The 25,358-nt window shown below is 69.3% G+C and carries 26 protein-coding genes; 18 read left to right on the top strand and 8 right to left on the bottom strand.

What is annotated here, in order from left to right; genetic code table 11:
• The first annotated feature begins 88 nt into the window (after window positions 1-88).
• The 5 genes from MU407_RS01680 (at window position 89) to hemW (ending at window position 6,541) form a co-directional block, all read left to right on the top strand.
• A complete protein-coding gene (locus MU407_RS01680; protein ID WP_246954913.1) occupies window positions 89-1,672 on the top strand; it encodes a circularly permuted type 2 ATP-grasp protein in 1,584 nt (527 codons plus the stop codon).
• Complete coding sequence (locus tag MU407_RS01675; RefSeq protein ID WP_233190768.1) at window positions 1,669-2,589, top strand: alpha-E domain-containing protein; 921 nt, start codon at window positions 1,669-1,671, stop codon at window positions 2,587-2,589. Before MU407_RS01680 ends, MU407_RS01675 begins: the two co-directional genes overlap by 4 nt.
• Window positions 2,590-2,749: 160 nt before the next feature.
• The gene (gene lepA / locus MU407_RS01670) at window positions 2,750-4,630 is read left to right on the top strand and encodes a translation elongation factor 4 (protein ID WP_102236367.1); all 1,881 of its coding nucleotides are present in this window, start codon (window positions 2,750-2,752) and stop codon (window positions 4,628-4,630) included.
• A 20-nt stretch (window positions 4,631-4,650) separates the two neighbouring features.
• A complete protein-coding gene (locus tag MU407_RS01665; protein WP_102236366.1) occupies window positions 4,651-5,361 on the top strand; it encodes an MOSC domain-containing protein in 711 nt (236 codons plus the stop codon).
• A gap of 4 nt (window positions 5,362-5,365) precedes the next feature.
• Window positions 5,366-6,541 (top strand): radical SAM family heme chaperone HemW, encoded by a 1,176-nt coding sequence (gene hemW, locus MU407_RS01660; RefSeq protein WP_246954852.1) that lies wholly within the window; start codon window positions 5,366-5,368, stop codon window positions 6,539-6,541.
• 9 nt (window positions 6,542-6,550) lie between these two features.
• Here hemW and MU407_RS01655 read toward each other — a convergent pair whose 3' ends face one another.
• Both MU407_RS01655 and MU407_RS01650 read right to left on the bottom strand, forming a co-directional pair.
• Window positions 6,551-7,132, bottom strand: coding sequence for a DUF4870 domain-containing protein (locus MU407_RS01655; protein ID WP_246954851.1), 582 nt, complete (start codon window positions 7,130-7,132; stop codon window positions 6,551-6,553).
• A 172-nt stretch (window positions 7,133-7,304) separates the two neighbouring features.
• On the bottom strand, window positions 7,305-8,180 hold the full coding sequence (locus MU407_RS01650; protein WP_246954850.1) for a DUF3097 domain-containing protein: 876 nt from the start codon (window positions 8,178-8,180) through the stop codon (window positions 7,305-7,307).
• Between the two features lie 201 nt (window positions 8,181-8,381).
• On the opposite strand from MU407_RS01650, the gene hrcA reads away from it, so the two are divergent.
• The 3 genes from hrcA (at window position 8,382) to MU407_RS01635 (ending at window position 11,446) form a co-directional block, all read left to right on the top strand.
• Window positions 8,382-9,392: a heat-inducible transcriptional repressor HrcA gene (gene hrcA / locus MU407_RS01645; protein WP_102236363.1), complete on the top strand. Its 1,011-nt coding sequence runs from the start codon at window positions 8,382-8,384 to the stop codon at window positions 9,390-9,392.
• 98 nt (window positions 9,393-9,490) lie between these two features.
• A complete protein-coding gene (gene dnaJ / locus MU407_RS01640) occupies window positions 9,491-10,615 on the top strand; it encodes a molecular chaperone DnaJ (RefSeq protein WP_102236362.1) in 1,125 nt (374 codons plus the stop codon).
• Window positions 10,616-10,657: 42 nt separating this feature from the next.
• A complete protein-coding gene (locus MU407_RS01635; protein ID WP_246954849.1) occupies window positions 10,658-11,446 on the top strand; it encodes a 16S rRNA (uracil(1498)-N(3))-methyltransferase in 789 nt (262 codons plus the stop codon).
• A gap of 9 nt (window positions 11,447-11,455) precedes the next feature.
• Here MU407_RS01635 and MU407_RS01630 read toward each other — a convergent pair whose 3' ends face one another.
• Window positions 11,456-12,004 (bottom strand): NAD(P)H-dependent oxidoreductase, encoded by a 549-nt coding sequence (locus MU407_RS01630; RefSeq protein WP_246954848.1) that lies wholly within the window; start codon window positions 12,002-12,004, stop codon window positions 11,456-11,458.
• 77 nt (window positions 12,005-12,081) lie between these two features.
• Here MU407_RS01630 and MU407_RS01625 point away from each other — a divergent pair, with 77 nt between their 5' ends.
• From MU407_RS01625 to leuA, 7 genes are all read left to right on the top strand, one after another.
• Window positions 12,082-12,456, top strand: coding sequence for a histidine triad nucleotide-binding protein (locus MU407_RS01625; RefSeq protein WP_102236359.1), 375 nt, complete (start codon window positions 12,082-12,084; stop codon window positions 12,454-12,456).
• Entirely contained in the window at window positions 12,453-13,499 is a 1,047-nt protein-coding gene (locus MU407_RS01620; protein ID WP_246954847.1) for a PhoH family protein, read from the top strand. The genes MU407_RS01625 and MU407_RS01620 overlap by 4 nt, the downstream gene beginning before the upstream one ends.
• Window positions 13,500-13,502: 3 nt before the next feature.
• Entirely contained in the window at window positions 13,503-13,964 is a 462-nt protein-coding gene (gene ybeY / locus MU407_RS01615; protein WP_246954846.1) for an rRNA maturation RNase YbeY, read from the top strand.
• Between the two features lie 87 nt (window positions 13,965-14,051).
• Window positions 14,052-15,017 (top strand): GTPase Era, encoded by a 966-nt coding sequence (gene era, locus MU407_RS01610; RefSeq protein ID WP_246954843.1) that lies wholly within the window; start codon window positions 14,052-14,054, stop codon window positions 15,015-15,017.
• A 150-nt stretch (window positions 15,018-15,167) separates the two neighbouring features.
• Complete coding sequence (locus MU407_RS01605; protein WP_246954842.1) at window positions 15,168-15,422, top strand: hypothetical protein; 255 nt, start codon at window positions 15,168-15,170, stop codon at window positions 15,420-15,422.
• Window positions 15,416-15,757, top strand: coding sequence for a type II toxin-antitoxin system PemK/MazF family toxin (locus MU407_RS01600; protein ID WP_246954840.1), 342 nt, complete (start codon window positions 15,416-15,418; stop codon window positions 15,755-15,757). Before MU407_RS01605 ends, MU407_RS01600 begins: the two co-directional genes overlap by 7 nt.
• A gap of 190 nt (window positions 15,758-15,947) precedes the next feature.
• Window positions 15,948-17,771 carry a 2-isopropylmalate synthase gene (leuA, locus tag MU407_RS01595; protein ID WP_246954838.1) on the top strand — a complete coding sequence of 608 codons (1,824 nt, stop codon included), beginning with the start codon at window positions 15,948-15,950 and terminating at the stop codon, window positions 17,769-17,771.
• Between the two features lie 19 nt (window positions 17,772-17,790).
• On the opposite strand, the gene MU407_RS01590 is transcribed toward leuA, so the two are convergent.
• On the bottom strand, window positions 17,791-18,783 hold the full coding sequence (locus tag MU407_RS01590) for an EamA family transporter (RefSeq protein WP_233190766.1): 993 nt from the start codon (window positions 18,781-18,783) through the stop codon (window positions 17,791-17,793).
• Window positions 18,784-18,935: 152 nt separating this feature from the next.
• On the opposite strand from MU407_RS01590, the gene MU407_RS01585 reads away from it, so the two are divergent.
• The gene (locus tag MU407_RS01585; protein WP_246954837.1) at window positions 18,936-21,206 is read left to right on the top strand and encodes a M28 family peptidase; all 2,271 of its coding nucleotides are present in this window, start codon (window positions 18,936-18,938) and stop codon (window positions 21,204-21,206) included.
• Window positions 21,207-21,270: 64 nt separating this feature from the next.
• On the opposite strand, the gene MU407_RS01580 is transcribed toward MU407_RS01585, so the two are convergent.
• Window positions 21,271-21,864 carry a 2'-5' RNA ligase family protein gene (locus MU407_RS01580; protein WP_246954836.1) on the bottom strand — a complete coding sequence of 198 codons (594 nt, stop codon included), beginning with the start codon at window positions 21,862-21,864 and terminating at the stop codon, window positions 21,271-21,273.
• Between the two features lie 12 nt (window positions 21,865-21,876).
• Complete coding sequence (locus MU407_RS01575) at window positions 21,877-22,593, bottom strand: EcsC family protein (RefSeq protein WP_246954835.1); 717 nt, start codon at window positions 22,591-22,593, stop codon at window positions 21,877-21,879.
• A gap of 192 nt (window positions 22,594-22,785) precedes the next feature.
• Here MU407_RS01575 and recO point away from each other — a divergent pair, with 192 nt between their 5' ends.
• Both recO and MU407_RS01565 read left to right on the top strand, forming a co-directional pair.
• On the top strand, window positions 22,786-23,520 hold the full coding sequence (gene recO / locus MU407_RS01570; protein WP_246954834.1) for a DNA repair protein RecO: 735 nt from the start codon (window positions 22,786-22,788) through the stop codon (window positions 23,518-23,520).
• A 78-nt stretch (window positions 23,521-23,598) separates the two neighbouring features.
• Complete coding sequence (locus MU407_RS01565) at window positions 23,599-24,432, top strand: isoprenyl transferase (RefSeq protein WP_246954833.1); 834 nt, start codon at window positions 23,599-23,601, stop codon at window positions 24,430-24,432.
• Here MU407_RS01565 and MU407_RS01560 read toward each other — a convergent pair.
• Together MU407_RS01560 and MU407_RS01555 are read right to left on the bottom strand one after the other, a co-directional pair.
• Window positions 24,414-24,929 carry a VTT domain-containing protein gene (locus MU407_RS01560; RefSeq protein ID WP_246954832.1) on the bottom strand — a complete coding sequence of 172 codons (516 nt, stop codon included), beginning with the start codon at window positions 24,927-24,929 and terminating at the stop codon, window positions 24,414-24,416. The genes MU407_RS01565 and MU407_RS01560 overlap by 19 nt on opposite strands.
• A 13-nt stretch (window positions 24,930-24,942) precedes the next feature.
• Window positions 24,943-25,353 carry a transcriptional repressor gene (locus MU407_RS01555; protein WP_102236347.1) on the bottom strand — a complete coding sequence of 137 codons (411 nt, stop codon included), beginning with the start codon at window positions 25,351-25,353 and terminating at the stop codon, window positions 24,943-24,945.
• Between the last annotated feature and the right edge of the window lie 5 nt (window positions 25,354-25,358).

Below are 25,358 nucleotides of genomic sequence, written 5' to 3'. Positions count from 1 at the left end.
CAGTTCTGGGAGAATCGTAGACATGCCCACCACCCCGCCCACTCCCTCTCTGTTCGACGGCATCCGCCCGGGCATCCGCGGGGACGAGATGTTCGCCAATGACGGTTCGGTGCGCCCCACCACCGCGGCCCTGCATGAGGCTCTGTCCGGGCTGGGCCTCGAGGAGTTCCGTGCTCGCTCTGAATCTCTCGCGCGCAGCTACCTCGACCAGGGCGTGACCTTCGACTATGCGGGAGAAGAGCGGCCCTTCCCGATCGATGCGATCCCGCGGCTGATCGACGCCGCGGAGTGGAGCCGCGTGAGCGAGGGTGTGGCCCAGCGCGTGCGTGCGCTCGAACGACTCCTGGATGACCTGTACACCGATCGGCGGGCCATCGCCGACGGGGTGCTGCCCGCCCAGCTCGTCAGCTCCTCCATCTACGTCGTCGAGGCGATGCGCGGTTACCGGCCTCCGAACGGCGTGCGCATCCACATCTCCGGGATCGACCTGGTGCGTGACGGGGCCGATGGTGCCTTCCGCGTGCTGGAGGACAACGTCCGCACCCCGAGCGGTGTCAGCTACGTGCTGTCCAACCGGCGGGCCATGGCGCAGGGCTTCCCCGAGCTGTTCGCCGATGCGCCTGTGCGGCGCGTCGGCGAGTATCCCGGGCGTCTGCTCGCCGCTTTGCAGGCCGCCGCCCCGGACACCGCGGGGGAGGAGCCCACCATCGTCGTCCTCACCCCCGGCCGATACAACAGCGCCTACTTCGAGCATTCCCTGCTGGCCCGCACCATGGGCGTGGATCTCGTGGAAGCCTCCGATCTCGTCGAGCGCGGCGACCGCATCTACATGCGCACCACCGCCGGGCTGCGCCGCGTGGACGTGATCTACAAGCGCACCGACGATGACTTCATCGACCCGGAGGTGTTCCGCCCTGACTCGATGCTCGGCGTACCCGGGCTCGTGCGCAGCGTCCTGGCCGGGAATGTCACGGTCGCCAACGGCATCGGCAACGGCATCGCCGATGACAAGCTCACCTACACCTACATCCCGGACCTCATCCGCTACTACCTCGGCGAGGAACCGATCCTGCCGAACGTGGACACGTGGCGGCTCGAGGAGCCCGAGGCCCGCGAAGAGGTGCTGGACCGCCTGCACGAGCTCGTGGTCAAGCCCGTGGACGGCTCCGGCGGCAAGGGCATCGTGATCGGCCCCGCCGCGACCCTCGAGGAGCTGAGCGCCCTGCGCGAACGCCTCCTGGACGATCCGCGCGGGTGGATCGCCCAGCCCGTCGTGCAGCTGTCCACCATCCCCACTCTGGTGGAGGAGGGCATCGAACCGCGCCACGTGGACCTGCGACCCTTCGCCCTGAACAGCGGGGATGATGTGTGGGTGCTGCCCGGCGGGCTCACCCGCGTGGCCCTGCCGCGTGGGGAGATGATCGTGAACTCCTCCCGCGGCGGCGGCTCGAAGGACACCTGGGTGCTCGCCACCAGCCGACCCGCCTCCGGCCCCACGCAGTCGGATGCCACGCAGCCCGCCACCCAGGAGAGCATCGAAGCTCCCCTGGACGAGGAGTACGACGCCTTCGAGGACATCCCCACCGAGGACACGGAACCATCGGCCCCGGAACCCGAGCCCGTGACCGCCGCCATCCGGATCATCGACGCCAGCGAGGAGACCGCCCGATGATGCTCAGCCGCCTGGCCGACTCGATGTTCTGGATCGGCCGCTACGTGGAGCGCGCCGACCAGACCGCTCGCATCCTCGACGTGAAGCTGCAGGCCATCACCGAGGACGCGGCCCTGGACGTGCAGGAGGCCTGCGCCGGCCTGTACGCGATCTTCGGGATCACCGATGTGGCCGACGCCGACCGCACCGTGCAGCGCGTCCTGGATCGGCTGGTGACCGACCGCCGCAACCCCTCGTCGGTAGCCGGTGCCCTGCAGACCGCCCGGGAGAACGCGCGGGGCGCCCGCGAAATGCTCTCCACCGAGGTATGGGAGTCGCTGAACACCACCACCCTGGGCCTGCCGCGCGGCGTGCGGCCCAGCCGCATGCACGGCACCTTCCAATACGCCAAGGACCGCTGCGCCGTGTTCACCGGGCTCATCGAATCCTCCATGACCCGCGATGAGGCGTGGCTGTTCTGTCGCATCGGCCAGCAGCTCGAACGGGTGGACATGCTGGCCCGCAATCTGCAGGCTCACGATCTCGAGCAGGCGACCGATGCGTCGACCGTGACGCTGCTGCGCTCGTGCGGTGCCCATGAGGCGTACATCCGCTCCTACCGCGGGCGCGTGCGCAGCACGAGCGCGATCGAATTCCTGCTGCTGGATTCCATCTTCCCCCGCTCGGCCGTGCACTGCCTGGCAGAGCTGGATGCAGCGCTCGAGACGCTCGCGAAGCTGCATGGCTCAACCTTCGATCGTGTCGGCACCGCGGAGCCGAGTCGACGGATCGTCGGGCAGGCGCAGGCGAGTCTGCGCTTCCGGGCGCTCGAGGAGATCCTCACGGATTTCGACCAGGAGATGGAGCAGCTGCAGCTGGTCACCGGCGCCATCACCCGCGGCCTGGGCAGCCGCTACTTCGACCCGGACCTCACCTGAGGCCCCGGGCCGGGGCGGGGCTCCGAGCTGCTGAGCGCCGCGGGAGCTGTGAGGTTGCGCCTGCCCGCGCGCCGGGTACGCGACGCCCCGCGCGCCCCGTGAGACCATAGGACGATGCCCGGCGCAGCAGCGCCTGGCCCCGCCATCGACGAGAGGACTGCTGCCGGTGACCCCGAGGATCGCTGCCGACCAGGCGACGGACATCCAGCCCGCCGCCACCGCCCAGGAGCGGCTGCGCAACTTCTGCATCATCGCGCACATCGACCACGGAAAGTCCACGCTGGCCGACCGGATGCTGCAGATCACCGGGATCGTCGAAGAGCGGCTGATGCGCGCCCAGTACCTCGACAAGATGGACATCGAACGCGAGCGCGGCATCACCGTGAAGTCCCAGGCGGTGCGCATGCCCTGGCAGGTCGACGGCGACAACTATGCGCTGAACATGATCGACACCCCCGGGCACGTGGACTTCACCTACGAGGTCTCCCGCTCGCTGGCCGCCTGCGAAGGCGCGATCCTGCTGGTGGATGCCGCACAGGGCATCGAGGCGCAGACGCTGGCGAACCTGTACCTGGCGATGGAGCACGATCTGACGATCATCCCGGTGCTCAACAAGATCGACCTGCCCGGCGCGGAACCGGAGAAGTACGCCGCAGAGATCGGCCAGCTCGTGGGCGTGGACCCCGAGGACGTCCTGCGCGTCTCCGGCAAGACCGGCGAGGGCGTCCCAGACCTGCTGGATCACGTGGTGCGCACAGTGCCCGCTCCGGAGGGCAACCCCGATGCGCCCTGCCGCGCGATGATCTTCGACTCCGTCTACGACACCTACCGCGGCGTGGTCACCTACGTGCGCGTGGTCGACGGGCACCTTGAGGCCCGTGACCGCATCGACATGATGTCCACCGGCGCCCACCACGAGCTGCTCGAGATCGGCGTGAGCTCTCCGGAGCCGAAGCCGAGCCCGGGCATCGGCACCGGTGAAGTGGGCTACCTGATCACCGGCGTGAAGGACGTGCGCCAGTCCAAGGTGGGCGATACCGTCACCACCTCCGTGCGGGGTGCCGAGGAGCCGCTGCCCGGCTACACCGAGCCCAAGCCCATGGTGTATTCGGGGCTGTTCCCCATCGACGGCTCGGACTATCCGGCGCTGCGCGATGCGCTGGACAAGCTGAAGCTCAACGATGCCGCCCTCAGCTATGAGCCGGAGACCTCCACGGCGCTCGGCTTCGGGTTCCGGGTGGGTTTCCTGGGGCTGCTGCACCTGGAGATCATCCGAGAACGGCTCGAGCGCGAATTCGACCTCGACCTCATCTCCACCGCCCCGTCGGTCGTCTACCACGTGGTGATGGAGGACGGCACCGAGGTGGAGGTGCTGAACCCGTCGGACTTCCCCGCCGGGAAGGTGCATGAGATCAGCGAGCCCGTCGCGAAGGCCACCATCCTGGTGCCCAGCGAGTTCATCGGCGCGGTCATGGAGCTGTGCCAGTCCAAGCGCGGGAGCCTCGGTGGCATGGACTACCTCAGTGAGGACCGCGTCGAGCTGCGGTACACGCTGCCGCTGGCGGAGATCGTCTTCGACTTCTTCGATCAGCTGAAGTCCCGCACCCGCGGCTACGCGTCTTTGGACTACGACGTGTCCGGCTCGCAGGTTGCGGACCTGGTGAAGGTCGACATGCTGCTGCAGGGCGAGCCGGTGGATGCCTTCAGCGCCATCGTCCACCGCGACAAGGCCTACAACTACGGCGTGGAGATGGCGGGGAAGCTGAAGAACCTCATCCCGCGCCAGCAGTTCGAGGTGCCGATCCAGGCCGCGATCGGCTCGCGCATCATCGCCCGCGAGAACATCCGTGCCATGCGCAAGGACGTGCTGTCCAAGTGCTACGGCGGCGATATCTCCCGGAAGCGCAAGCTGCTGGAGAAGCAGAAGGAGGGCAAGAAGCGCATGAAGAACATCGGCTCTGTCGAGGTGCCGCAGGAGGCGTTCATCGCCGCGCTGTCCTCTGACGCCGCCGATTCCTCCAAGGACGGCAAGAAGAAGTAAGGCCGGAGCTCGGGAGATCGATGAGCACACGAGCAGTCACCGGGAGCCTTGCCGCCATCTGCCTGCCGCGTCAGCTGTTCCCGGTCACCACCCGGGGCCGTCTGATGAGCGGCATTGACAAGCGCCCCGTCGACGGACCCATCCAGGTGCTCACCCACGGCATCTGGGGCGATGTGCAAGGGGACCGCGAGCACCACGGCGGCCTGTTCAAAGCCGTCTACGCCTTCGCCCGGGAGCAACGGGAGGCGCTCGCACGCAGCACCGGACGCCAGTTCCCCGACGGCTTCTTCGGCGAGAACCTCGTGACCGCCGGTATCGACACGGACGGCGCCGAGATCGGCGAGCAGTGGCGCATCGGCAGTACCATCCTCGAGGCCACCTGCCAACGCACCCCCTGCGGGACCCTCGCCGAGCGGGTGGGGGACCCGCGCTTCGGTCGACGCTTCACCGAGCACGGCCATCCCGGCACCTACCTCCGCGTGCTCCAGGAGGGGGAGATCAGCGCCGGTGATGCGATCGAGGTGATCGGTCGGCCCGGGCACGGCGTGTGCATCCGCGATGCCTTCCGCGGTCTGAACGCTGAGCAGGCAGCAGCTGTTCTCGACTGGTCCGCGACGAGCGGCACTGTGCTGTACAGCTCTCTCGTGAACGCCGCCGTGCGGGCGCTCGAGAAGTCCGGCAGCGTGCGTTCCCATCCAGCAGCGCTGACCTCTGATGGCCGGGGGAGCTGAGTCGATGCCTTCCCGCGACGATTCGAGCCCGCAGCGCGCGCTGTCGGCCTACATCCACATCCCGTTCTGTGCGGTGCGCTGCGGCTACTGCGACTTCAACACGTACACGAACGCGGAACTCGGCGGCGGTGGCTCACAGCGCGAGTACCCCGCCAACGCGATGCGGGAGATGGAGCTCCAGCTCGCCGATGACCTCGCCGCCGGGTACCGCTACCAACAGATCGCGACCGTGTTCTTCGGCGGCGGAACCCCGACGCTGCTGCCCGCCGGTGATCTCGTGGCCATGCTCGCGCATCTGCGCTCCCTCATCCCGCTCGCCCCGGACGCGGAGGTCACCACCGAGGCGAACCCCGATTCGGTCACCCCGGACTCCCTCGCCGAGCTCGCTGCGGGCGGCATCACCCGCGTGTCCTTCGGTATGCAGTCCGCGGTCCGCTCGGTGCTCGCCACCCTGGACCGCACCCACGACCCTGACCGCATCCCCCAGGTGGTGCAGTGGGCGAAGGACGCCGGACTCGCCGTGAGCCTCGACCTCATCTACGGCACCCCGGGGGAGACCCTCGCTGATGTGGAGACCTCGGTGCGTGCCGCCCTGGACTGCGGGATCGACCATCTTTCCGCGTATTCACTGATCATCGAGGGCAATACGGCGATGGCCCGGCAGCTGCGCCGCGGGGAGATCACCGCCCCGGATGGCGACGACATGGCCGACAAGTATGAGCTGATCGATGACCTCACCCGCGCCGACGGGCTTCAGTGGTACGAGGTCTCCAACTTCGCCCGCACCCGCGCGGACCGCTCCCGGCACAACCTCGCTTACTGGACCGGACGCGACTGGTGGGGCATCGGCCCCGGCGCCCACCGCCATCGCAACGGCGAACGCTCCTGGAACCTCAAGCATCCCAGCCGGTACGCCGCGCGCCTTGCCGACGGGCGGCTGCCCGTTCAGGAGTCCGAGCAGCTCACGGCCAAGGACCGTCTCGTGGAGCGGATCATGCTCGAGCTGCGGATCGCCGATGGGCTCGACGTCACCGTCGTCCCCGAGCAGCGGCGTCACCTGCTTGCCGTCCACGCTGAGCGCGGTCACCTGGAGGCGGACGCACTGACGGCCGGCCGCGCGGTCCTCACGCGAGCCGGCCGTCTGCTGGCTGATGCGGTCATCCGTGACCTGGTGCCCTGAGGGCGTCAGTCACTTCACGAAGCGCAGGTTCAGCGGGTAGTTCCAGTACTCGCCCTGGTTGGCCTTGACCGCGCCGATGATCGCGAAGATCAGCTGCAGCAGCGCGGGGATCCCCACTAGCGGGAAGAGGAATGAACCGAGGCCCAGGGTGATCACCGTGAGGATGGTGATGACGACGGTGAGCACCACCTGGGCGATGAGCACCGCGATCGCACCGTTGAGGGCCTCCGCGGAGTGGTAGCGCACGAAGCGGTCACGATCCTTGTAGATCAGGAAGATGATCAGCGGACCCACCCAGCCCAGGAAGCCCCAGGAGACGACGTGGCCGAGCCCCACGGCGAGCTGCGACAGCATCGCCCACAGGCGCGAGTCGGAGCGGTTGATGGGTTCGCCGCTCAGGGGACCGTCATACACGCCCGCGGTGCCGGGAGCCGGCTGGTCCGGGGCCTGGTCGGAGGACCCGCCGGCGGCGCGCGGGGCCTGCTGGGCGCTCTGCGGAGACGAGAAGGCAGGCTGCTGAGAGCCCGCGGGCTGCGAGGTCTCCGACTGTGGGGAGGAGTACGGGTCGTGGGGGTACGGGCTCTGGGTCATCTCAGGCTCCTTCCGGGACCACCGGGAGTGGTCTGTGCGTCGATGACCCCAGCCTAGAGTTCGATGACCCGTGCGTCCGCGTGGACAGCCGCCGAGGACGGTGGGGGTTTACCCCCAGAACGATGGAGATGACGAGGCGACGCCGGGTCGCTGCTCCGCAGCGGCGATCCCGTCAGCTCTGCTCGACGGTCACGAAGTCGATGAGCTCCTCGATGCGGCCCGAGAGCGTCGGCTCCACGTCGGCGTAGGACCGCACCGTGGCAAGGATCCGCTTCCATCCCAGACCGATGTCAGCGGCATCCTCATGCGGCCAGCCGAGCGCCGCGAGGGTGCCGACCTTGATGTCGGTGCCGCGCGGGAAATGTGGCCACTCGCGCAGACCCACGCGGGCCGGTTTGATCGCCTGCCACACATCCACATACGGGTGCCCGAGCAGGGTGACGTTCCCGCTCGCGCCGGGCAGCGCCATCACCTCAGCCGCGATCCGCGACTCCTTCGAGCCGCGCACCAGGTGATCCACGAGGATTCCGAGCCGCCGCCCGGGAGAGGGAGCGAAGTGCTGCACCCGCTCGACGAGGTTGTCAGCGCCCTCGAGCTGCTCGACGACGATGCCTTCGATGCGCAGATCATGCCCCCAGACCTTCTGGATCAGCTCGGCATCGTGGGTGCCCTCCACCCAGATGCGGGAGGCCCGGGCCGTGCGCGCCTTCGCCCCTTCGACATACACGGAGCCGGAGGCGGAGCGCTTGGGACCGCGCGGGGCGCGCGGTGCGGGGCGTGTGAGCACGACGGGCTTCCCGTCGATCATGAAGCCGGGACCCAGCGGGAAGGTGCGCCGCACACCGCCACGGCCCTCGAGCTCCACCACGATCTCGCCGGCGATCTTCTCCAGGCGCTGGATCGCGCCGGTGAAACCTGTCGACGCCTCTTCGACCACGAGGTCGCGCTGCACGGGAACCTCGCGTGCTACGGGTCGCTGACGGTGATGGGCGGGTGGGCCGGAGGACAGAACGTCATGGCCGTACCGGTCGGGGAAGGAAGCAGGCACGCGCGTCACCGTACACGGGGGTGGTGCACAGCGCGGGGAACCGGGTGGCGGGGCGAGCGCGTCGTGTCCCCTCGTGGCGAACGCCTCCCTGGTGACCGGCGCGTCGGCGCGTAGGATTGGCACCTGGCGCCAGTGAGTGCCAGAGTGCTGGGTGGCTATGTGCCCAGCGCGCATCCTGAGCGTGGACCGTGAGAGAGGGAGGTGAGAGCGACGGACGCCCGGAAGCTGCAGATCCTCGGCGCGATCGTCGAGGACTACGTCTCCACCCGCGAGCCCGTCGGCTCGAAATCCCTCCTGGAGCGCCACGAGCTCGGTGTCTCCGCCGCCACCGTGCGCAACGACATGTCGGTCCTGGAGGAAGAGGGGCTGATTCATCAGCCCCACACCTCCGCCGGACGCGTTCCCACGGACAAGGGCTACCGCGCCTTCGTCGATCACGTCGCGACGATCAAGCCGCTGTCGGCCCCGGAGCGTCGCGCCATCCGCACCCTCCTCGAGGGCGCCGGAGACGTCGAGGAGCTGCTGGCCCGCACCGTCCGGGCTCTTGCCCAGCTCACCCAGCAGGTTGCGATGGTGCAGTACCCGGCGCGCAAGCAGGCCCGGGTGCGGCACGTCGAACTCGTGAAGGTCGCCGACAGCCTCCTGCTGCTCGTGCTCATCACCGAATCCGGACGCGTGGACCAGCGCACCGTCCCCGTTCTCGCGGGACAGCCCGCCGAGTACTACCTGGACCTGCGCGATCAGCTGCTGCGTGTGGTCGCCGGGCGGGAGGTCACCGACCTCGCCCAGCCCCTCACGGACTACCTCGAGGATCTCAGCCCCGCTGAACGCCCCGCGGCAGCAGAGGTCGCCGAGGCCCTCGCAGCGCTCGCGGCCACCCGCGTGGAGGACCGCATCATGATGGCCGGCACCGCGAACATCGCCCGCTCCGCCCAGGACTTCGCGCGCGATGTCGAACCGCTGCTGGATGTTCTCGAAGAGCAGCTGGTGCTCATGCGGCTGTTCACCGAAATGCACATCCGCCCCGGCGATGTTGAGGTGCGCATCGGCTCTGAACTGCACGACGAAGCCCTGCATCGCGCCGCGCTGGTGGGGGCCGGGTACGGCGCCGGTTCGCACCTGGCGATCCTGGGGCCGCGCCGCATGGACTACGTGACCGGCATCTCCACCGTCCAGGCGATCGCCCGCTACGTCTCCCGCTATCTCGAGTAACCCCGTGTGCCCCGGCGCGACAGGCCACATCGGCCCCTTGTCCGCCGCACGCCGACCCCCGCCGCCTGCGCGGCCACCGACCCTGCGAAGGACCCTGAGTGAACGAGGACTACTACGACCTGCTGGGCGTCTCCCGCGATGCCTCCACCGAGGAGATCAAGAAGGCGTACCGCAAGCTCGCCCGCACCCTCCATCCGGACGTGAACCCAGATCCGGAGGCCGGCGAGAAGTTCAAGAAGGTCTCCCAGGCCTATGAGACGCTCTCCCACGCCGACAAGCGTCGCCAGTACGACATGGGCGGCGGACCGGGCATGGGCGGCTTCCCCGGCGGCGGTGCCGGCTTCGACTTCACCGACATCTTCGACATGTTCGCCGGGGCCTCCGGGATGCGCGGCCGCTCTCAAGGGCCCGTCCCGCGTCGCCGCCGCGGCGGAGACGTGCTGCGCCGCGTCAAGATCGACCTGCGCAGCGTCGTGTTCGGCACCGAGGAGAAGGTCACGTTCCGCACGGCCGTGTTGTGCGAGCGCTGCACCGGCTCGTGCTGCGAGCCCGGCACCAGCCCCACCCCCTGCACCGCGTGCAACGGCTCCGGGCACGTCCAGCGCGTGGCCCAGTCTCTGCTGGGGCAGATGGTCACGATGGCCCCCTGCCCCACGTGCGATGGGCACGGCGATGTCATCGAATCGCCCTGCACCGCCTGTTCCGGTCACGGCCGCACCGCCGCCGAGCGCACCGTCACCGTGCGCGTCCCCTCTGGCGTCGAGAACGGCACGCGGATCCAGCTGCGCGGCGAAGGTGAGGTCGGGGAGGCCGGCGGTCCGGCCGGTGACCTGTTCGTCGAACTGTCCGTCCGCGATCACGAGTTGTTCGAGCGCGAAGGCGATGACCTCGTGACCACCCTGGCCATTCCGATGACCTCCGCAGCCCTCGGCGCGACGATCCCCCTGGAGACCTTCGACGGCGCCCAGGACGTGGACGTGGCCCCCGGTTCACAGCCGGGGGAGGAGATCACGCTGAAGGGACTCGGCGTCACCCCGCTGCGCCGGGAACGCCGTGGCGACATCCGGGTCATCCTCGACGTGGACGTCCCCACCTCCCTCAGCGAGGAGGAACAGGACCTGCTGCGCCAGTTCGCAGCACTGCGCGGGGAGGAAACCACCCGCCGCCCCGTCAAGGGCCAGGGTCCCTTCGCCCGGCTGCGCGAACGCCTGCGCGACCTCTGAGACCACGCCTGAGACCGCACCGCACCTGGAGGAAGCGCGCCCATGCCCACCACGCCGCCCGGGTTCCTCATCGACGATGACGCCCTCGCCCGTGCGAGCGAGGGAGAGCAGCTGACCCTCGCCGGGGACGAAGGGCGGCACGCGGCGAAGGTCGCGCGCATCGGCGTGGGGGAGCAGGTGCTGCTCACCGACGGCCCCGGCCGACAGGTGCTCGCCGAGGTGATCGCCGCCCGCAAGGAGCAGCTGGATCTGCGCCTTCTGAGTGACCCGAGCCCCGCCGTGGAGCGCCTGCCGCGCCTGGCGCTCGTGCAGGCCCTCGCCACCGGCGGCCGGGATGAGCAGGCGGTGGAATCCGCGACCGAGCTCGGCGTGGACCGCGTGATCCCATGGATCGCCCAGCGCTCGGTGTCCGTGTGGCGCGGCGAGAAACTGCGCAAGGGCCGTGCGAAATGGGAGTCGACGGTGCGGGCCGCGGTCAAGCAGTGCCGCCGCCCAGGCATCCCCATGGTCGAGGACGCGATGAGCACCGCGCAGCTGACCGCCCGGCTCGGGGACCTCGTGCAGTCCGGTGCCCTGGTGCTCGTGCTGCACGAGCAGGAATCCCGCGCGCTCATGAGCCTTGCTGATCAGCTGCGGATGGCGAGCGCCGACGGCGTCGAGGAGATCGTGATCATCGTCGGTCCCGAAGGCGGGATCGAGCCGGCCGAGCTCGAAGCGCTGAGCGGTATCGGCGCCCGCTCCGTGCTGCTGGGCCCGGAGGTGCTGCGCTCCTCGACCGCTGGACCCGCGGCCCTCGCGGTGCTCAGCGCCCTGGTGGGGCGCTGGGGCTGAGGTTCGGGTTCAGGCGTCGGTGCGCTCCGTGCGGGTGGGATTCAGCAGCCGGGCCACAAGCCCGCGCAGCGCGGCGGTCTTCTCCTCGGCCATGTGCAGCGTGCCGTCCTCTTCGAGGTCCGGGCCGGAGCCCAGCCCGATGCTGCCGACCACGTTGGCCTTCAGACGCCGCATGAGCTTCTCCAGCAGCGGCAGCACATCGGCGGCCTCACCCCAGCCGTAGCCGACCAGCAGCGTGGGCAGCTTCTCCCACTCTTCGTACAGGTAGTCGATCGCCGTCTTGAGCTGTCCCGGGTAGGAGGCGTTGTACTGCGGGGTGAGGATCAGCAGAGCATCCAGGTCCGTGATCCGTTCACCCCATGCCTGCGCGTGCTGGGACTCCTTGGGGAGGCCCTTCTTCGGGCTCGTGGAGCCGTCATAGGCGGGCAGCGCAAGCTCCCGCAGATCAATCAGGTCGATGGTCGTATCCGTCGGCACGGCCTGGCGAACCCAGGTGAGGACGGAATCGCCCACACGATTGGGGCGGGTGCTCGCAAGGATGATCCCAAGAGTCGTCATAGTGCTTGAAACTTCTCATAGCCAGGTGGGGTGGCACAACAGCAAGAGGCGCAGATCGCTCCCGTAGACTCGCTGACATGGGTACCTCCACCACCGAGACCAGCGCGCTGCGTCGTGACGCGGAGTGCATCTTCTGCAAGATCGTCGCCGACGAGATCCCCTCGGACCGCGTCCATGAGGACGAGCGGGTCATCGCCTTCAAGGACCTGCAGCCGCAGGCACCCGTGCACGTGCTCGTGGTCCCGCGCGAGCACCATCGGGATGTCACCGAGCTGGCCGAGGACCCCCAGCTGCTCTCGCACGTCGTGGACACCGCCCGGGACGTCGCCGCCCAGCAGGCCGATGGCGACTTCCGCCTCGTGTTCAACACCGGTGCCGGTGCCGGGCAGACCGTCTTCCACGTGCACGCGCATGTCCTCGCGGGCGGCCAGCTCGCCGAAGGAGAACTGTGACAGATCCCCTGCAGCCAGCCCCCGGCCGCACCCCCGAGGTTCACGAGCGCAAGCTCGCGATCCCCGATCACCTCAGCCCCTTCCAGGTCCTGGGCGAGAATGACCAGGCCCTGGCTGCGCTCGAGGACGTCGTCCCCGATACCGATGTGCACGTGCGCGGCCACCAGGTGACCCTGCGCGGCACCGACGAGGCCCTGCGCCGCAGCGAGCACATTATGCGCTCCCTCATCGAGATGGCCGCGAAGGGTCAGCCTGTGACCGCCGAAGCAGTCCAGCGGGCAGCGAACCTCTACGGCGATGACCGCGCCCAGGGGGCCCGGCTCGAGGAGGTGCTCAGCCGCACGATTCTCTCCAGCCGCGGCCGCACCATCCGCCCCAAGACCATGGGGCAGAAGAGCTACATCGAGGCGATCGAATCCTCGACCATCACCTTCGGGATCGGCCCGGCCGGCACCGGCAAGACCTACCTGGCGGTGGCGATGGCAGTGCAGCAGCTGCTGTCCAAGCAAATCAACCGGATCATCCTCACCCGCCCGGCGGTGGAGGCGGGGGAGCGCCTGGGCTTCCTGCCCGGTTCGCTGAACGAGAAGATCGACCCGTACCTGCGGCCGCTGTACGACGCGCTGCACGACATGCTCGACCCCGAGTCGATCCCGCGGCTGATGGGCGCCGGGACCATCGAGGTGGCGCCGCTGGCGTACATGCGCGGACGCACTCTCAACGACGCGTTCATCATCCTCGACGAAGCGCAGAACACGACGCCCGAGCAGATGAAGATGTTCCTCACCCGCCTGGGCTTCAACTCCACCATGGTGGTCACCGGCGATGTCACGCAGGTGGATTTGCCCGGCGGGCAGAGCAGCGGTCTGCGCGTGGTGGAGCAGGTGCTCTCCGGCGTGGAGGACATCTCCTTCTGCCGCCTGTCACCGCGAGATGTGGTGCGCCACCGCCTGGTGAGCGACATTGTGGAGGCCTACGGGCGGTGGGAGATCCGCCCCGGCGGGAACCGGGACGCCCGACGACGCACCGGCACAGGAAGCTGAGAGATGACCATCGAGATCCGCAACGAGACCACCACCGTGGTGGACGAGCGCGAGTTCGTCGCCCTGTCCCGCTTCGTGTTCGAGGCGATGCACCTGCATCCCGCCACCGAGATGTCGATCCTGTTCGTCGACGAAGAGGCGATGGAGAAACTGCACGTGCAGTGGCTGGACCTGCCCGGCCCCACCGACGTCATGAGCTTCCCGATGGACGAACTGCGGCCCGGCACCGCCGAGGAACCCACCGAGGAGGGACTGCTGGGTGATGTGGTGCTGTGCCCGACGGTCGCCGCGAAGCAGGCCGCCAAGTCCGGACATAGCGCGGTGGAGGAGATGCTGCTGCTGACCGTCCACTCGATCCTGCACCTCCTGGGCTATGACCATCAGGAAGAGGAGGAGCGTCGCGAGATGTTCGACCTGCAGCGCAAGCTCCTGCTGACCTTCCTCGCCACCCGCTCCGCGAGCTGAGACCGCACCACCCCTGAGACCACCTGCCCGGCCCGTGCTGTGCGACCACGCACCGCAGCACCATCGGCCCGGACCATGAGGAGACCGATGACCGCCGATCAGACCCCCACCGCGCTCGACGCCGAGCATCGCGCGGGCTTCGTGGCCCTCGTCGGTCGCCCCAACGTCGGCAAATCCACCCTCACCAACGCCCTGGTGGGGGAGAAGGTCGCGATCACCTCCACCAAGCCGCAGACCACTCGCCGGGCCATCCGCGGGATCGTCACCCGCGAGGATGCGCAGATCATCCTCGTGGACACCCCCGGGATGCACCGGCCCCGCACCCTGCTGGGGGAGCGGCTGAACGACCTCGTGCGTGAGACCCTCACCGACGTCGACGTGGTCGGATTCTGCTTGCCGGCCGATCAGAAGATCGGCCCCGGCGACCGCTTCATCGCCCAGGATCTTGCCGAGATCCGCTCGGGCCGCCGCGGCCCGCGTGTCATCGCGATCGTCACCAAGACCGACCTTGTGCCCCGCGCGGCCCTCGCCGAGCACCTCATCGCGGTGGACCAGCTGCTGGACGTCGATGAGATCGTGCCGATCTCCGCCGTCCGCGGAGAGCAGATCGACGTGCTGCTCGATGTCATCACGAAGCACCTGCCTGCGGGCCCGCAGCTGTACCCCGATGATCAGCTCACCGAGGAGACGAGCGATGACCGCATCAGCGAGCTGATCCGCGAGGCGGCCCTCGAGGGCGTGCGCGACGAGCTGCCGCACTCCATCGCCGTGGTGGTCGAGGAGATCGTCGAGGAGCCCCTGGACGGCGACCCCTTCGCCGAGGTCGCCGAGGGGGAGGGGCGGCTCGTGGTGCGGGCGAGCCTGTTCGTCGAGCGCGAGAGTCAAAAGGGCATCATCATCGGCCGCGGCGGCTCGCGCCTGAAGGACGTCGGCACCCGAGCCCGGCGCGAGATCAATCAGCTCATGGGCCGAAAGGTGCACCTGGACCTGCGGGTCAAGGTCGCCAAGGACTGGCAGCGCGACCCCAAGCAGCTGGGCCGCCTCGGATTCTGAGCGTCCGAGTCGCGTGGCAGCTCCTGCTTCTGCTGCTGTTCGCCCCGGACGGGGCACCACCCAGCCCATCCTGAGCGCGACGTCTGGTCGATGAAGCGAGGACCGATTGTTGCCGTGACAGGGGATGCTTCCATGGGTCATACTCGGAGTATGAAGACTGCTGTGTCCATCCCAGACCCACTGTTCCACGAAGCGGATCTTGTAGCCGAGCGCTTGCAGATCTCGCGCTCCAAGCTGTATGCGCGGGCACTTTCAGCATTCCTTGCCAGCCAGGACGAAGATCCGGTGACAGCACAGCTCAACGCGGTTGCCGATGCGATGGCCGCTGATTCCGAGGCAGAGCGACCCGAACCGGGGCTTACCGAGGCTCGTGCGGCGATTGAAAAAGGGGACTGGCAGTGGTGATCCGTGGCTCCGTGTGGTGGATCGACTTCGGTGACCCCTTCGGCTCGGAGCCTGGCTACCGCCGTCCTGGCGTCGTCGTCTCCTCCGATCGCTTCAATGCATCGCGGATCTCCACGCTCCACATCGTCCCCCTCACGACGTCGCTTGGTTGGTCCGCAGCACCCGGGAACGTCGAGATCGCTCGCGGCACGGCTGAACTCCCCAGGGACTGTGTGGCGAACGTCAGTCAGACGCACGTTGTGGATCGCCGTCGGCTTGATCAACGCATCGGCGACCTGCCCATGGAGATCATGTCGCGCATCGACGCCGGTCTTCGCTTGGTCTTCGACCTGTGAATGCCACGTCCCTGGCCGCACCGTCCACGATGCGAGCGTGGCGCGGAGGGCTCGTCCCTGGTGCTACGGTGACGCTCATGCGCTGCGGCCTGCTGCTTCCACGCCGCGACGAGGTCTGATCCCGCCGGGTACTCGTCGCGGCTGACAGCGTGCCCCGGCGCCGCCCCGACGCAGAAGGATCCCCTTGGACATGACCACCCCGCAGCAGAACACCACCACGTCCGCGACAATCGCCGCGACCGCGGACCCGGCGGTTCCCGTCGTCGGCTCCACCGGTGACGCCCCCCAGCAGTCCTCCGGCATGCCGATCCACAAATACCTGCCCTTCCACGAGCAGATCCGCGTGGACCTCCCGGACCGCACCTGGCCAGGCAACCGCATCACCCGCGCCCCCCGCTGGTGCGCCGTGGACCTGCGCGACGGCAACCAGGCGCTCATCGACCCCATGAACTCCGAGCGGAAGCTGCGGATGTTCGAGCTGCTGGTGCGCATGGGCTACAAGGAGATCGAGGTCGGCTTCCCCTCGGCCTCACAGACCGACTTCGACTTCGTGCGCACCCTCATCGACGACGGGCACATCCCCGACGACGTGACCATCCAGGTCCTCACCCAGTCCCGCGAGCACCTCATCGAACGGACCTACCAGGCGATCGCCGGTGCCAAGCGTGCCGTCGTGCACCTGTACAACTCCACCTCCATCGTCCAGCGGGACGTGGTGTTCCGGGCCGATGAGGACCAGGTCCTCGACATCGCCGTGCAGGGCGCGCTGCTGTGCAGGAAGTACGAGGAGACGATCCCGGACACCGAGATCACCTACGAGTACTCCCCGGAGTCCTTCACCGGCACCGAACTGGAGTACGCACTGCGAGTCTCCAACGCCGTGATCGACGTCTTCCAACCCACGCCCGAACGCAAGATGATCATCAACCTGCCGGCGACGGTCGAGATGGCCACCCCCAATGTGTATGCCGACTCGATCGAGTGGATGCACCGCAACCTCGACCGTCGCGACAGCATCGTGCTGTCCCTGCACCCGCACAATGACCGCGGCACCGGCGTGGCCGCCGCGGAGCTCGGCTACCAGGCCGGCGCCGATCGCATCGAAGGCTGCCTGTTCGGCAACGGCGAGCGCACCGGCAACGTGGACCTGGTGACGCTGGGCCTGAACCTGTTCAGCCAGGGCATCGACCCGCAGATCGACTTCTCGGACCTCCCGGAGATCCGCCGCACCGTCGAATACTGCAACCAGATGCCCGTGCCCGAACGCAGCCCCTACGGCGGCGATCTCGTGTTCACCGCCTTCTCCGGCTCCCACCAGGACGCCATCAAGAAGGGGCTCGAGCGCATGGAGACCGACGCCGATGCGGCCGGAAAGAGCGTCGATGACCTCGTGTGGCGCGTCCCCTACCTGCCGGTGGATCCCAAGGATCTGGGCCGTTCCTACGAGGCTGTGATCCGCGTGAACTCCCAGTCCGGCAAGGGCGGCATGGCCTACCTGCTGCGCACCGAGCACGGCCTGGACCTGCCGCGCCGCCTGCAGATCGAGTTCTCCGCGATCATCCAGCAGCACACCGACTCCGAGGGCGGCGAGGTCAGCCCCGCGACCCTGTGGGACGTCTTCACCGACGAGTACCTGCCCTCTGCCGAGGAGTCCCGTCGCTGGGGCCGCTACGGCTTCCGCGATGTGCGCCAGGAATCCACCGGCGATGGCGCGGACCGCATCACCGTGGGGCTGCTCGTGGACGGCGAGGAGCGCGAGGTCACCGGCATCGGCAACGGTCCGCTGGACGGCTTCGTGCGGGCCCTGGCCGAGCACCAGATCGATGTGCGGATCCTGGACTACGCCGAGCACGCCCTGACCGAGGGCGACGACTCCCTGGCCGCCTCGTACATCGAATGCGAGATCGGGGACGCCATCTACTGGGGCGTGGGCATCGACGGATCGATCACCCGCGCTTCGCTCGAGGCGATCATCTCCGCACTGAACCGGGAGCATCGCACCCGCGTCGCCTGAGGACGCGGGATCGAGCGGATCACTCCTCTCGCAGGTCCTCCTCGGTGAGGATCGGCATCTCCCCGGTGACGGTGTGGTGCGTGGCCACGGGGATCTCCCCGTCGTTGATCGCATCGGCCGGCGTGGGGCTCGGATCCTCCGCGGCACCGCGGGCGGTCAGAGTCACCCCGGCCGATGCCGTCACCACGAGCACCGCCGCGAGAACCTTCAGGACCGTGATGCCCTGGGAGAGCAGCAGCACACCGGCCAGCAGCGCGATCACCGGCTCGAGACTCAGCAGGATCCCGAACACGTGGCGCGGCAGGCGCCGCAGCGCGGACAGCTCGAGCGAGTACGGCAGCACGGAGGCCAGCAGCGCCGTGCCGACCGCGAGCAGCAGCAGCGGGGGTCGGGTGACTGCCTCCACCACGCCCCCTGCGCCGAAGGGCACGAGCACCAGCGCGCCGATCGCAAGCGCTGCCGCGAGCCCGCCCTGCCCCGGCACGAGCTGCCCCACCCGGGCGCTGACCAGCACATACAGGCCCCAGAACACGGCTGCGATGAGCGCGAACAGCACCCCGATGACGTCCAGCTGGGCGACCCCGAGCATGGATTCGATCCCGAACATACTCACGCCGAGCAGCGCCAGCAGCACCCACAGCAGGTCGCTGCGCCGCGTGGACAGCACGGCCGCGAGCGTCAGCGGCCCCAGGAACTCGATCGCCACCGCGGTGCCCAGCTCGATCCGGGATATCGAGACGTAGAACGTGCCGTTCATCGCCCCGAGCACGAGCCCGAACCCCAGCATCGCGAGCCACTGCTCCCGGGTGTAGCGGTGCAGGCGCGGCCGCACGAGGACCAGCAGCACGAGCGCCGCGATACCGAGGCGCAGCGTGGTGGTGCCGAACGGCCCGATCTCAGGGAACAGCTGCACGGCCAGCGCCGAGCCGAACTGCAGCGACAGGCACGAGCCGAGGATGAACAGCACAGGCATCGCCGATACCGTCGGCTGCGGGGAAGAAGCGGTGGTCACAGCACTAACTGTGCCTGGTGACCAGGGCCGGCGTCCACGTCATCTCGCCCACGCCGCAGCACCCCACCGACCCGGTCACGGCGGGGGTACATTCCGATCCGGTCACCGATGCGAGATCGTTCGGCGGTGCCGGTGCGGGGAGCGGTAGATATATGTCCATGGACGATGACGCCCACCGTGTTCAGCCCGCTGCGGCCCGGCCAGGGGCCGACGCCCACGGCACCGCTGTGACGGCGCGCGCTGCGCAGCTTGTGCCGCTGCTGCTGATCATGCTTCTCGTGCTCGCGCTGCTCGCAGGCATCAGTTCCCGCAGCGTCACTCCGGCACTCGGCGATGACGCGCCCGCGGACCGTTTCAGCGCCAGCCGTGCCGTCCAGGCCACCGCAGGCATCGTCGAGGTTCCCCGTCCGGGTGGGACCCCGGCGAATGACGCCGCGCGCGAAGAGCTCTCCGCCCAGCTCACGGATCTCGGGTTCACCGTCACCGAGGATGAGGGCATCGGGGTGCGATCCACCCCGGAGCGCACTCGCACGGGATACGTGCGCAACCTCGTCGCCACCCGCCCGGGCACAGATCCGACGGGCACGATCGTGCTGGCCACCCACATCGACTCCGTCCCCGGTGCACCCGGGGCGGCCGATGCCGGCATAGGCCTGGCCGTCATCCTCGAAACCGTCCGAGCGCTCGGCCCTGAGGCGCTGCGCAATGATCTTGTGGTCCTGCTCGTGGACGGGGAAGAGCGCGGGCTGCTGGGCGCCGAGCATCACCTGGCCGGGGCCGGTGCGGACCTCACCGCTCCGGTCGTGGTGCTGAACCATGAGGCACGCGGCATCACCGGTCGGCCCCTGCTCACCCGGGCCCATGGTCCGATGCACCGCATCGTCGGCGCCGCCCCGCGCCCCGAGTTCGAATCCTTCACCGATGCGCTGTTCGCGATCATCCCCAACGACACCGACTTCACCGTGTACCGCGAAGGCGGGTGGTGGGGCTTCGACATGGCGATCATCGACGGGTCCTTCGCCTACCACTCACCGCTGGATGACTCCGCGCACCTGGACCACGACACGCTGCAGCACTACGGCGATCTGACCCTCGCCCTCACCCGCGACCTCGCTGGACGGGACCTCGCCGAGCTGAGCGCCCACACCCAGGAGCATCCCGTCCAGACCACGATGCCGTGGGGGATCCTGCAGATCCCGCCGCTGCTGCTGAGCATCCTCGCGGTCCTCGCCCCGCTCGCCATCGCCGTCACCATCGGGATCCGGCGCCGCCGCGCAGAGATCACGATCCGCGGCGTCCTCGCCGGAGCAGTCTGCGCCCTGGTAGTCATCGCGGGCGGTGTGGCGGGCGCTGTAGGACTCTGGACAGTGGTCTCCACCAAGGTGCCGCACATGCTCTCGCGCACCGTCGGCGAACCGGTTCGCGCCCACGGCTTCATCCTCGCCGAGCTCCTCCTGGCCCTTGCCATCGTGCTCCTCGGCCTCGTGCTCGCACGGATGCTGCTGCGTCGCGCGAGCCTGCTGCTCGGGGCCTCACTGCTCGTGACCGTGCTGCTGGCGGTACTCGGAGTGGCCTGGCCGGCGCTCGGCGGATCGATGCTGCCGCCCGCCGTCGTCGCGGCCGCTGGGATCCTCGGTAGCACGATCGCACCCCCGGTGCTCTCAGTGCTGCTGCGGGCAGCGGCGATCCTGCCCACCGGCTGGCTGCTCGGCACCCAGTTGTCCTCTCTCACCGAGTTCGGCATCGCCTCTGCCGCCGGGGCCTACGCCGGCACCGCGCTCATCGCCCTCGGCGCCGCCGCTGCCCTGTGGCTGCCGCGCACCGCCGACCCGGTACCGGATCGGATTCGCCGGCCCCGTCGCCTGCTCGCCCCCGCTGCGGTGCTCATCGCCACGGCAGCGCTGAGTCTCGGCAGCACCTGGTGGACCCTGCGCGCCCCGGAGCCCATGCAGGAGAGCGTCATCGCGACGGTCGATGCCGCCACGGGGCAGACCCACTGGTACGTCAGCGGCATGAGCGCGTGGGGGCGTGACCTCGATGGCACCACAGCCCAGTCCACCATCGAGATGCCGCAGGTGCGCACTGACGGGACGTCCGGTGGCCGCAGCACCGTCACGGTCACCGCGGTGCGTGACGGCACCGAACTGTGGATCGACGCGGCCGAGGGTCCGCTGCGCGAGATCACGATCGACGGCACCGCCGTTGCTGCCGCGGAGGGGCAGGACGGCATCGGGCAGCTGCAGATCGCTGGGATCCGTGCCGGTCAGAATGTCGAGATCACCCTGAGCGCCGCGCCGGGAACGGAGCTGTCGGTCACGGAGGTCACGTACAATCCCTCACTCGCGCAGGGCTGGAGCGAGCCCGGGGCCGATGTGGTCCTGATGCAGCCACGCTTGGAGGTCACCACCACAGTGCAGCTGTGAACGCCCGACAGGTCCGGCCGCCCGGGGCGCTGAGCCATCCGCACCGGAGACAGCCGCAGATGGGTCAGCCGCTAAGCGGCACCGTCGCGAGCACCTCGTGGCGGGGCCCGCCGCCGCGCCCCTCTCCGAGATGGGATGCCACCAGCTCGATCTCCCGGGCCTCCCAGATCGGCCCCCGATAGATCGACAGGGCATGCACCGCTGAATCCAGCAGCACCTGTGTGGGATCCGGCAGGGCGGGCTCGCCGCGTCGGCGCCGACGGGGCGGACGTGGGGCCCGTGCGGAGATCCGGGCGACCGTCAGATGGGCTCGACGCCGCTCACGATCCTCGCCCTCCAGCAGCGGCTCGGCCATAAGAGCCCCCAGGCGGTCCGTCTGCCCGCCCACTCCGATCCACAGGGTCCGATGGGAGAACACCCCGGCCCCGACCAGCTGCAAGGACATCGGCGCGTACCCGGCAGCGATGCCCTGCAGGTTCTCCAGCGCATCGTCGAGGGCGCCTGCGGGCAGATCCGCCCGGAAGGCGAGCGTGAGGTGCCACTGCTCCGGATCGCCCCAGCGCAGTGACAGCCCGGCGGCAGCGCGCACCTCGGTGAGCGCATAATCCAGATGCTCCAGAGCAGCGGGGGAGGGGCGGAGGGCGGCGAAGAGCCTCATCCCGGCAGGATCTCACGCCTGGGCGGGGAAAGCCTCCTGCGCGGCGCGCGCGATCTTGCTCAGCTGACGCCGATCCGACCAGGCTCCGAGGATCGCGCCCGCCCCGGGGATCGCCTTGCCGAACAGCCGCACCGACCGCAGCGAGAACCGGCGCAGCAGACGCCCCCCGATCGCATTGATCAGCTGATGCTCGGGCCGTCCCTTCATCCCCCGGGCGACGGTGCGGGCGGCGACCCCGGCGACGGGGCCCAGCCCCACGTTCTTGAGCACCTCACCCTGCTCTTCGCCCAGCAGCGCGGCCATCACCCGCATCCGGATTTCCTCATCGTCGAGGTCATAGCCGCGCACCGCGGCGATCGCCCCCACCATGCGGGTGGCCTGCACATAGAACTCGACCACGTTGGTGGGCAGCAGGATCGGCAGGGTCACGAAACCGCCGAGGCCCGTGAGGAACCCGCCGGCGGTGACCCCGCGCCGATGCGAAGCGATGATCCTGCGCACCGCCTTATCGGCCCGGCGCGCGCCCCGTCCGCGCAGGGCCCGATCTGCGACGGTCTGCGCCGAGGAGTAGGTGAGCTTCCCGTCCAGACCCCAGTCGCGAATGATCCGCACGATCCGTTCGAGCGGTCCACCCGCAGCGGGCTCCGCCCCGGAGCGCGCCTGTTTCATGGCCTCGCGGGCAGTGCGGGTGGCCTGCTTGTCGCGGCGCAGCATCGAGAAGATGCCCATGTCTGCCTCCTGCGGGGGCCGGTGCCCCGGATCGGTGCTGTGACGGAGCCCATCATGCCCTGGATGCCCTCCTGCCCGCTTTGCCCCGACCAGGCGGACGGACCGGCGGGACGAGCCGAGCAGCGGCCCGTGACCGACACCGCGGCCCAGCTGCCCGGCCCCGGTGCCCAGCCCACGTAGGCTCGCGGTGACATGGCCACCAAGCTCTACCGTGACGATGCGATCGTCCTGCGCACCCACCCGCTGGGGGAGGCCGATCGGATCATCACGCTGCTGACCCGTCGGCACGGGAAAGTGCGCGCCGTCGCCAAGGGGGTGCGTCGCACCGGCAGCCGCTTCGGCGCCCGCCTCGAACCGTTCAGCCTGGTGGACGTGCAGCTGCACGCCGGGCGCTCTCTGCACACCGTCACCCAGGTGGTCACGATCGAGACCTTCGCGGACCGCATCAGCGCCGACTACGCGCGGTTCACCGCTGCGAGCGCCATGCTCGAGACCACCGACCGCCTCACCGACGACGTCGTCGACCCCTCCCAGCGCGGGTTCCTGCTACTGGTGGGGGCGCTGCGCAGCATGGCGGGCGGACGGATCGCCCCGCCGCTCGTGCTGGACTCCTTCCTGCTGCGCACCCTCGCGCTCTCCGGCTGGGCCCCCGAACTGCGGGTCTGCGCCACCTGCGGGGCGCCCGGGCCGCACCATGCCCTGGACGTGCGCGCTGGCGGGCTGGTGTGCACGCCGTGCCGCAAACCCGGTGCTGCGGCGGTGCGGCAGGCCACCGTGGAGCATCTGATCTTCCTGCTCGCCGGAGACTGGGAGAATGTGCTCGATGCCGAGGAGACCGTGATGCAGGAAGCCGGCCGCCTCATCGAAGACACGATCACCTGGCACCTCGAGCGCTCGGTACGCTCCCTGTCCTACGTCGAACGTTAGTCCCGACACCCCCGTCGGCCCCGCACCGTCCCCACCGCCCGCCACCTGCTTGACCACCCCTGACCTGCGAGGATACCCATGCCGCCTGCGAGCCTCCGCCGCTACGAGGAGCCCTTCGCGCACCCCTCCGGGGCGCTGCCACCGCAGCTGCCTGCGCCCACGATCCCGCGGCACGTCGCGGTGGTGATGGACGGCAACGGGCGCTGGGCCAATCAGCGAGGCCTGCCTCGCACGGCCGGCCATGAGGCAGGGGAGGCGGCCCTGCTCGATGTGGTCGCCGGCGCCCTCCAGATCGGCGTGACGCACCTGAGCGCCTACGCCTTCTCCACCGAGAACTGGAAGCGCTCCCCGGAGGAGGTGCGGTTCCTCATGGGCTTCTCCCGGCAGGTGCTGCGCCGCCAGCGCGACACCCTCAACTCCTGGGGCGTGCGCATCGTGTGGATCGGCCGCGAGCAGCGCCTGTGGGGCAGCGTCATCAAAGAGCTCAAAGAGGCTGAACGTCTCACCGCCGACAACACCCGCATGACGCTGTATATGTGCGTGAACCATGGCGGGCGCGCCGAGATCGTCGATGCGGTGCGCGATCTGGTGGAGCAGGCACGGGCCGGAAAGATCACAGGCTCGCGCATCACCGAGAAGAGCTTCGCGCGGCACCTGGATGACCCCGGCATGCCCGATGTGGATCTGTTCCTGCGCACCAGCGGCGAGCAGCGCACCAGCAACTTCCTGCTCTGGCAGGCGGCGTACGCGGAGCTCGTGTTCGTCCCCGAGCTATGGCCCGATGTGGACCGCCGCGTGCTGTGGCGGGCGATCACCGAGTACGCCCGGCGGGACCGCCGCTACGGCGGGGCCGTCGACGCCCCGCAGGAGCCGACGGCTGGGGCGGCGGGCGGTCAGTCCACCGGGGGCTGATCTACGCGCGCAGGCTGCGGTTCACCGAGCGTCCCGCCGGTGCGCCGACGATGCCGCAGCAGCACGGCCACCAGCACCACGAGCACGCCGAGCACACCCACGGCGCCCCACGGCGAGATGATGAACAGCTCGAACCAGGCCCGGACCGCCACCAGCCCCACGGTCGCGTAGATGAAGGCCCAGGCGAGTCCGCCCACGGCCAGGGCCGGGGCGTAGCGGCGGGCAGGCATGCCGGTCAGTCCGGCGGCGGCGTTGGCCGCGGTCTGGAAACCGACGGTCAGAAAGCTCAGCGCGACCACAGGCGCGCCCCAGCGGTTGATCATCTCCGTGGCGCGCTCCACGCCGGGGGAGTGGAGGAAAGCGGCCATGCGTCCGCGGTCAGCAGCCTTGCGGGCACCGCGGCCCAGCAGATATGTGGCGCCCGCCCGCAACCAGATCACGACGTAGAGGAACGCGACCGCGGGGATCAGCGGCAGCTCCCGCACCCACTCCATCATCGGCGGCAGCCCATCATCGGCCGACCTGCTCCGCCCCGGCCTGTGCCGTGTGCTCCGGGCACAGCCCGAAGACCTCCAGAGTGTGGTTGAGGTCGGTGAAGCCGTGCTCGTCCGCGATCGCGGTCACCTGCGTCTCAAGCTTCGGGGCGAGGAACTCCACGGTGCGACCGCACTCGCGGCACACCAGATGGTGATGGTGGCCCTCGTCCTCACACTGCCGGTACAACGACTCCCCATCGGCCCCGATGAGGACATCCAGGCGGCCGGCAGAGGCGAGGGTCTGCAGATTCCGGTACACGGTGGCGAGGCCCACGCTCTCGCCGTCGCTGCGCATCTGCTCGTGGATCTGCTGGGCAGAACGGAAATCATCCTGCCGAGAGAGCGTCTCGAGGATCGCGGCGCGCTGGCGGGTGTTGCGTTGCATGTCAT

This window comes from Brachybacterium sp. Marseille-Q7125, from assembly GCF_023062615.1.
Lineage (GTDB): Bacteria > Actinomycetota > Actinomycetes > Actinomycetales > Dermabacteraceae > Brachybacterium.
The sequence above is the reverse complement of the archived record's forward strand: the minus strand, read 5'-3'. Positions and strand labels throughout refer to the sequence as shown.

Excerpts from the sequence above, each read along its gene's own strand:
- leuA (WP_246954838.1), top strand. The coding sequence starts at position 15,948 with ATGACCACCCCGCAGCAGAACACCACCACGTCCGCGACAATCGCCGCG.
- MU407_RS01630 (WP_246954848.1), bottom strand. The coding sequence starts at position 12,004 with ATGACGACTCTTGGGATCATCCTTGCGAGCACCCGCCCCAATCGTGTG.
- MU407_RS01565 (WP_246954833.1), top strand. The coding sequence starts at position 23,599 with ATGCCGCCTGCGAGCCTCCGCCGCTACGAGGAGCCCTTCGCGCACCCC.
- MU407_RS01625 (WP_102236359.1), top strand. The coding sequence starts at position 12,082 with ATGGGTACCTCCACCACCGAGACCAGCGCGCTGCGTCGTGACGCGGAG.
- MU407_RS01555 (WP_102236347.1), bottom strand. The coding sequence starts at position 25,353 with ATGCAACGCAACACCCGCCAGCGCGCCGCGATCCTCGAGACGCTCTCT.
- MU407_RS01665 (WP_102236366.1), top strand. The coding sequence starts at position 4,651 with ATGAGCACACGAGCAGTCACCGGGAGCCTTGCCGCCATCTGCCTGCCG.
- ybeY (WP_246954846.1), top strand. The coding sequence starts at position 13,503 with ATGACCATCGAGATCCGCAACGAGACCACCACCGTGGTGGACGAGCGC.
- MU407_RS01635 (WP_246954849.1), top strand. The coding sequence starts at position 10,658 with ATGCCCACCACGCCGCCCGGGTTCCTCATCGACGATGACGCCCTCGCC.
- MU407_RS01655 (WP_246954851.1), bottom strand. The coding sequence starts at position 7,132 with ATGACCCAGAGCCCGTACCCCCACGACCCGTACTCCTCCCCACAGTCG.
- MU407_RS01580 (WP_246954836.1), bottom strand. The coding sequence starts at position 21,864 with ATGAGGCTCTTCGCCGCCCTCCGCCCCTCCCCCGCTGCTCTGGAGCAT.
- MU407_RS01605 (WP_246954842.1), top strand. The coding sequence starts at position 15,168 with ATGAAGACTGCTGTGTCCATCCCAGACCCACTGTTCCACGAAGCGGAT.
- MU407_RS01575 (WP_246954835.1), bottom strand. The coding sequence starts at position 22,593 with ATGGGCATCTTCTCGATGCTGCGCCGCGACAAGCAGGCCACCCGCACT.
- recO (WP_246954834.1), top strand. The coding sequence starts at position 22,786 with ATGGCCACCAAGCTCTACCGTGACGATGCGATCGTCCTGCGCACCCAC.
- MU407_RS01585 (WP_246954837.1), top strand. The coding sequence starts at position 18,936 with ATGTCCATGGACGATGACGCCCACCGTGTTCAGCCCGCTGCGGCCCGG.
- MU407_RS01680 (WP_246954913.1), top strand. The coding sequence starts at position 89 with ATGTTCGCCAATGACGGTTCGGTGCGCCCCACCACCGCGGCCCTGCAT.
- era (WP_246954843.1), top strand. The coding sequence starts at position 14,052 with ATGACCGCCGATCAGACCCCCACCGCGCTCGACGCCGAGCATCGCGCG.
- hemW (WP_246954852.1), top strand. The coding sequence starts at position 5,366 with ATGCCTTCCCGCGACGATTCGAGCCCGCAGCGCGCGCTGTCGGCCTAC.
- MU407_RS01675 (WP_233190768.1), top strand. The coding sequence starts at position 1,669 with ATGATGCTCAGCCGCCTGGCCGACTCGATGTTCTGGATCGGCCGCTAC.
- MU407_RS01560 (WP_246954832.1), bottom strand. The coding sequence starts at position 24,929 with ATGATGGAGTGGGTGCGGGAGCTGCCGCTGATCCCCGCGGTCGCGTTC.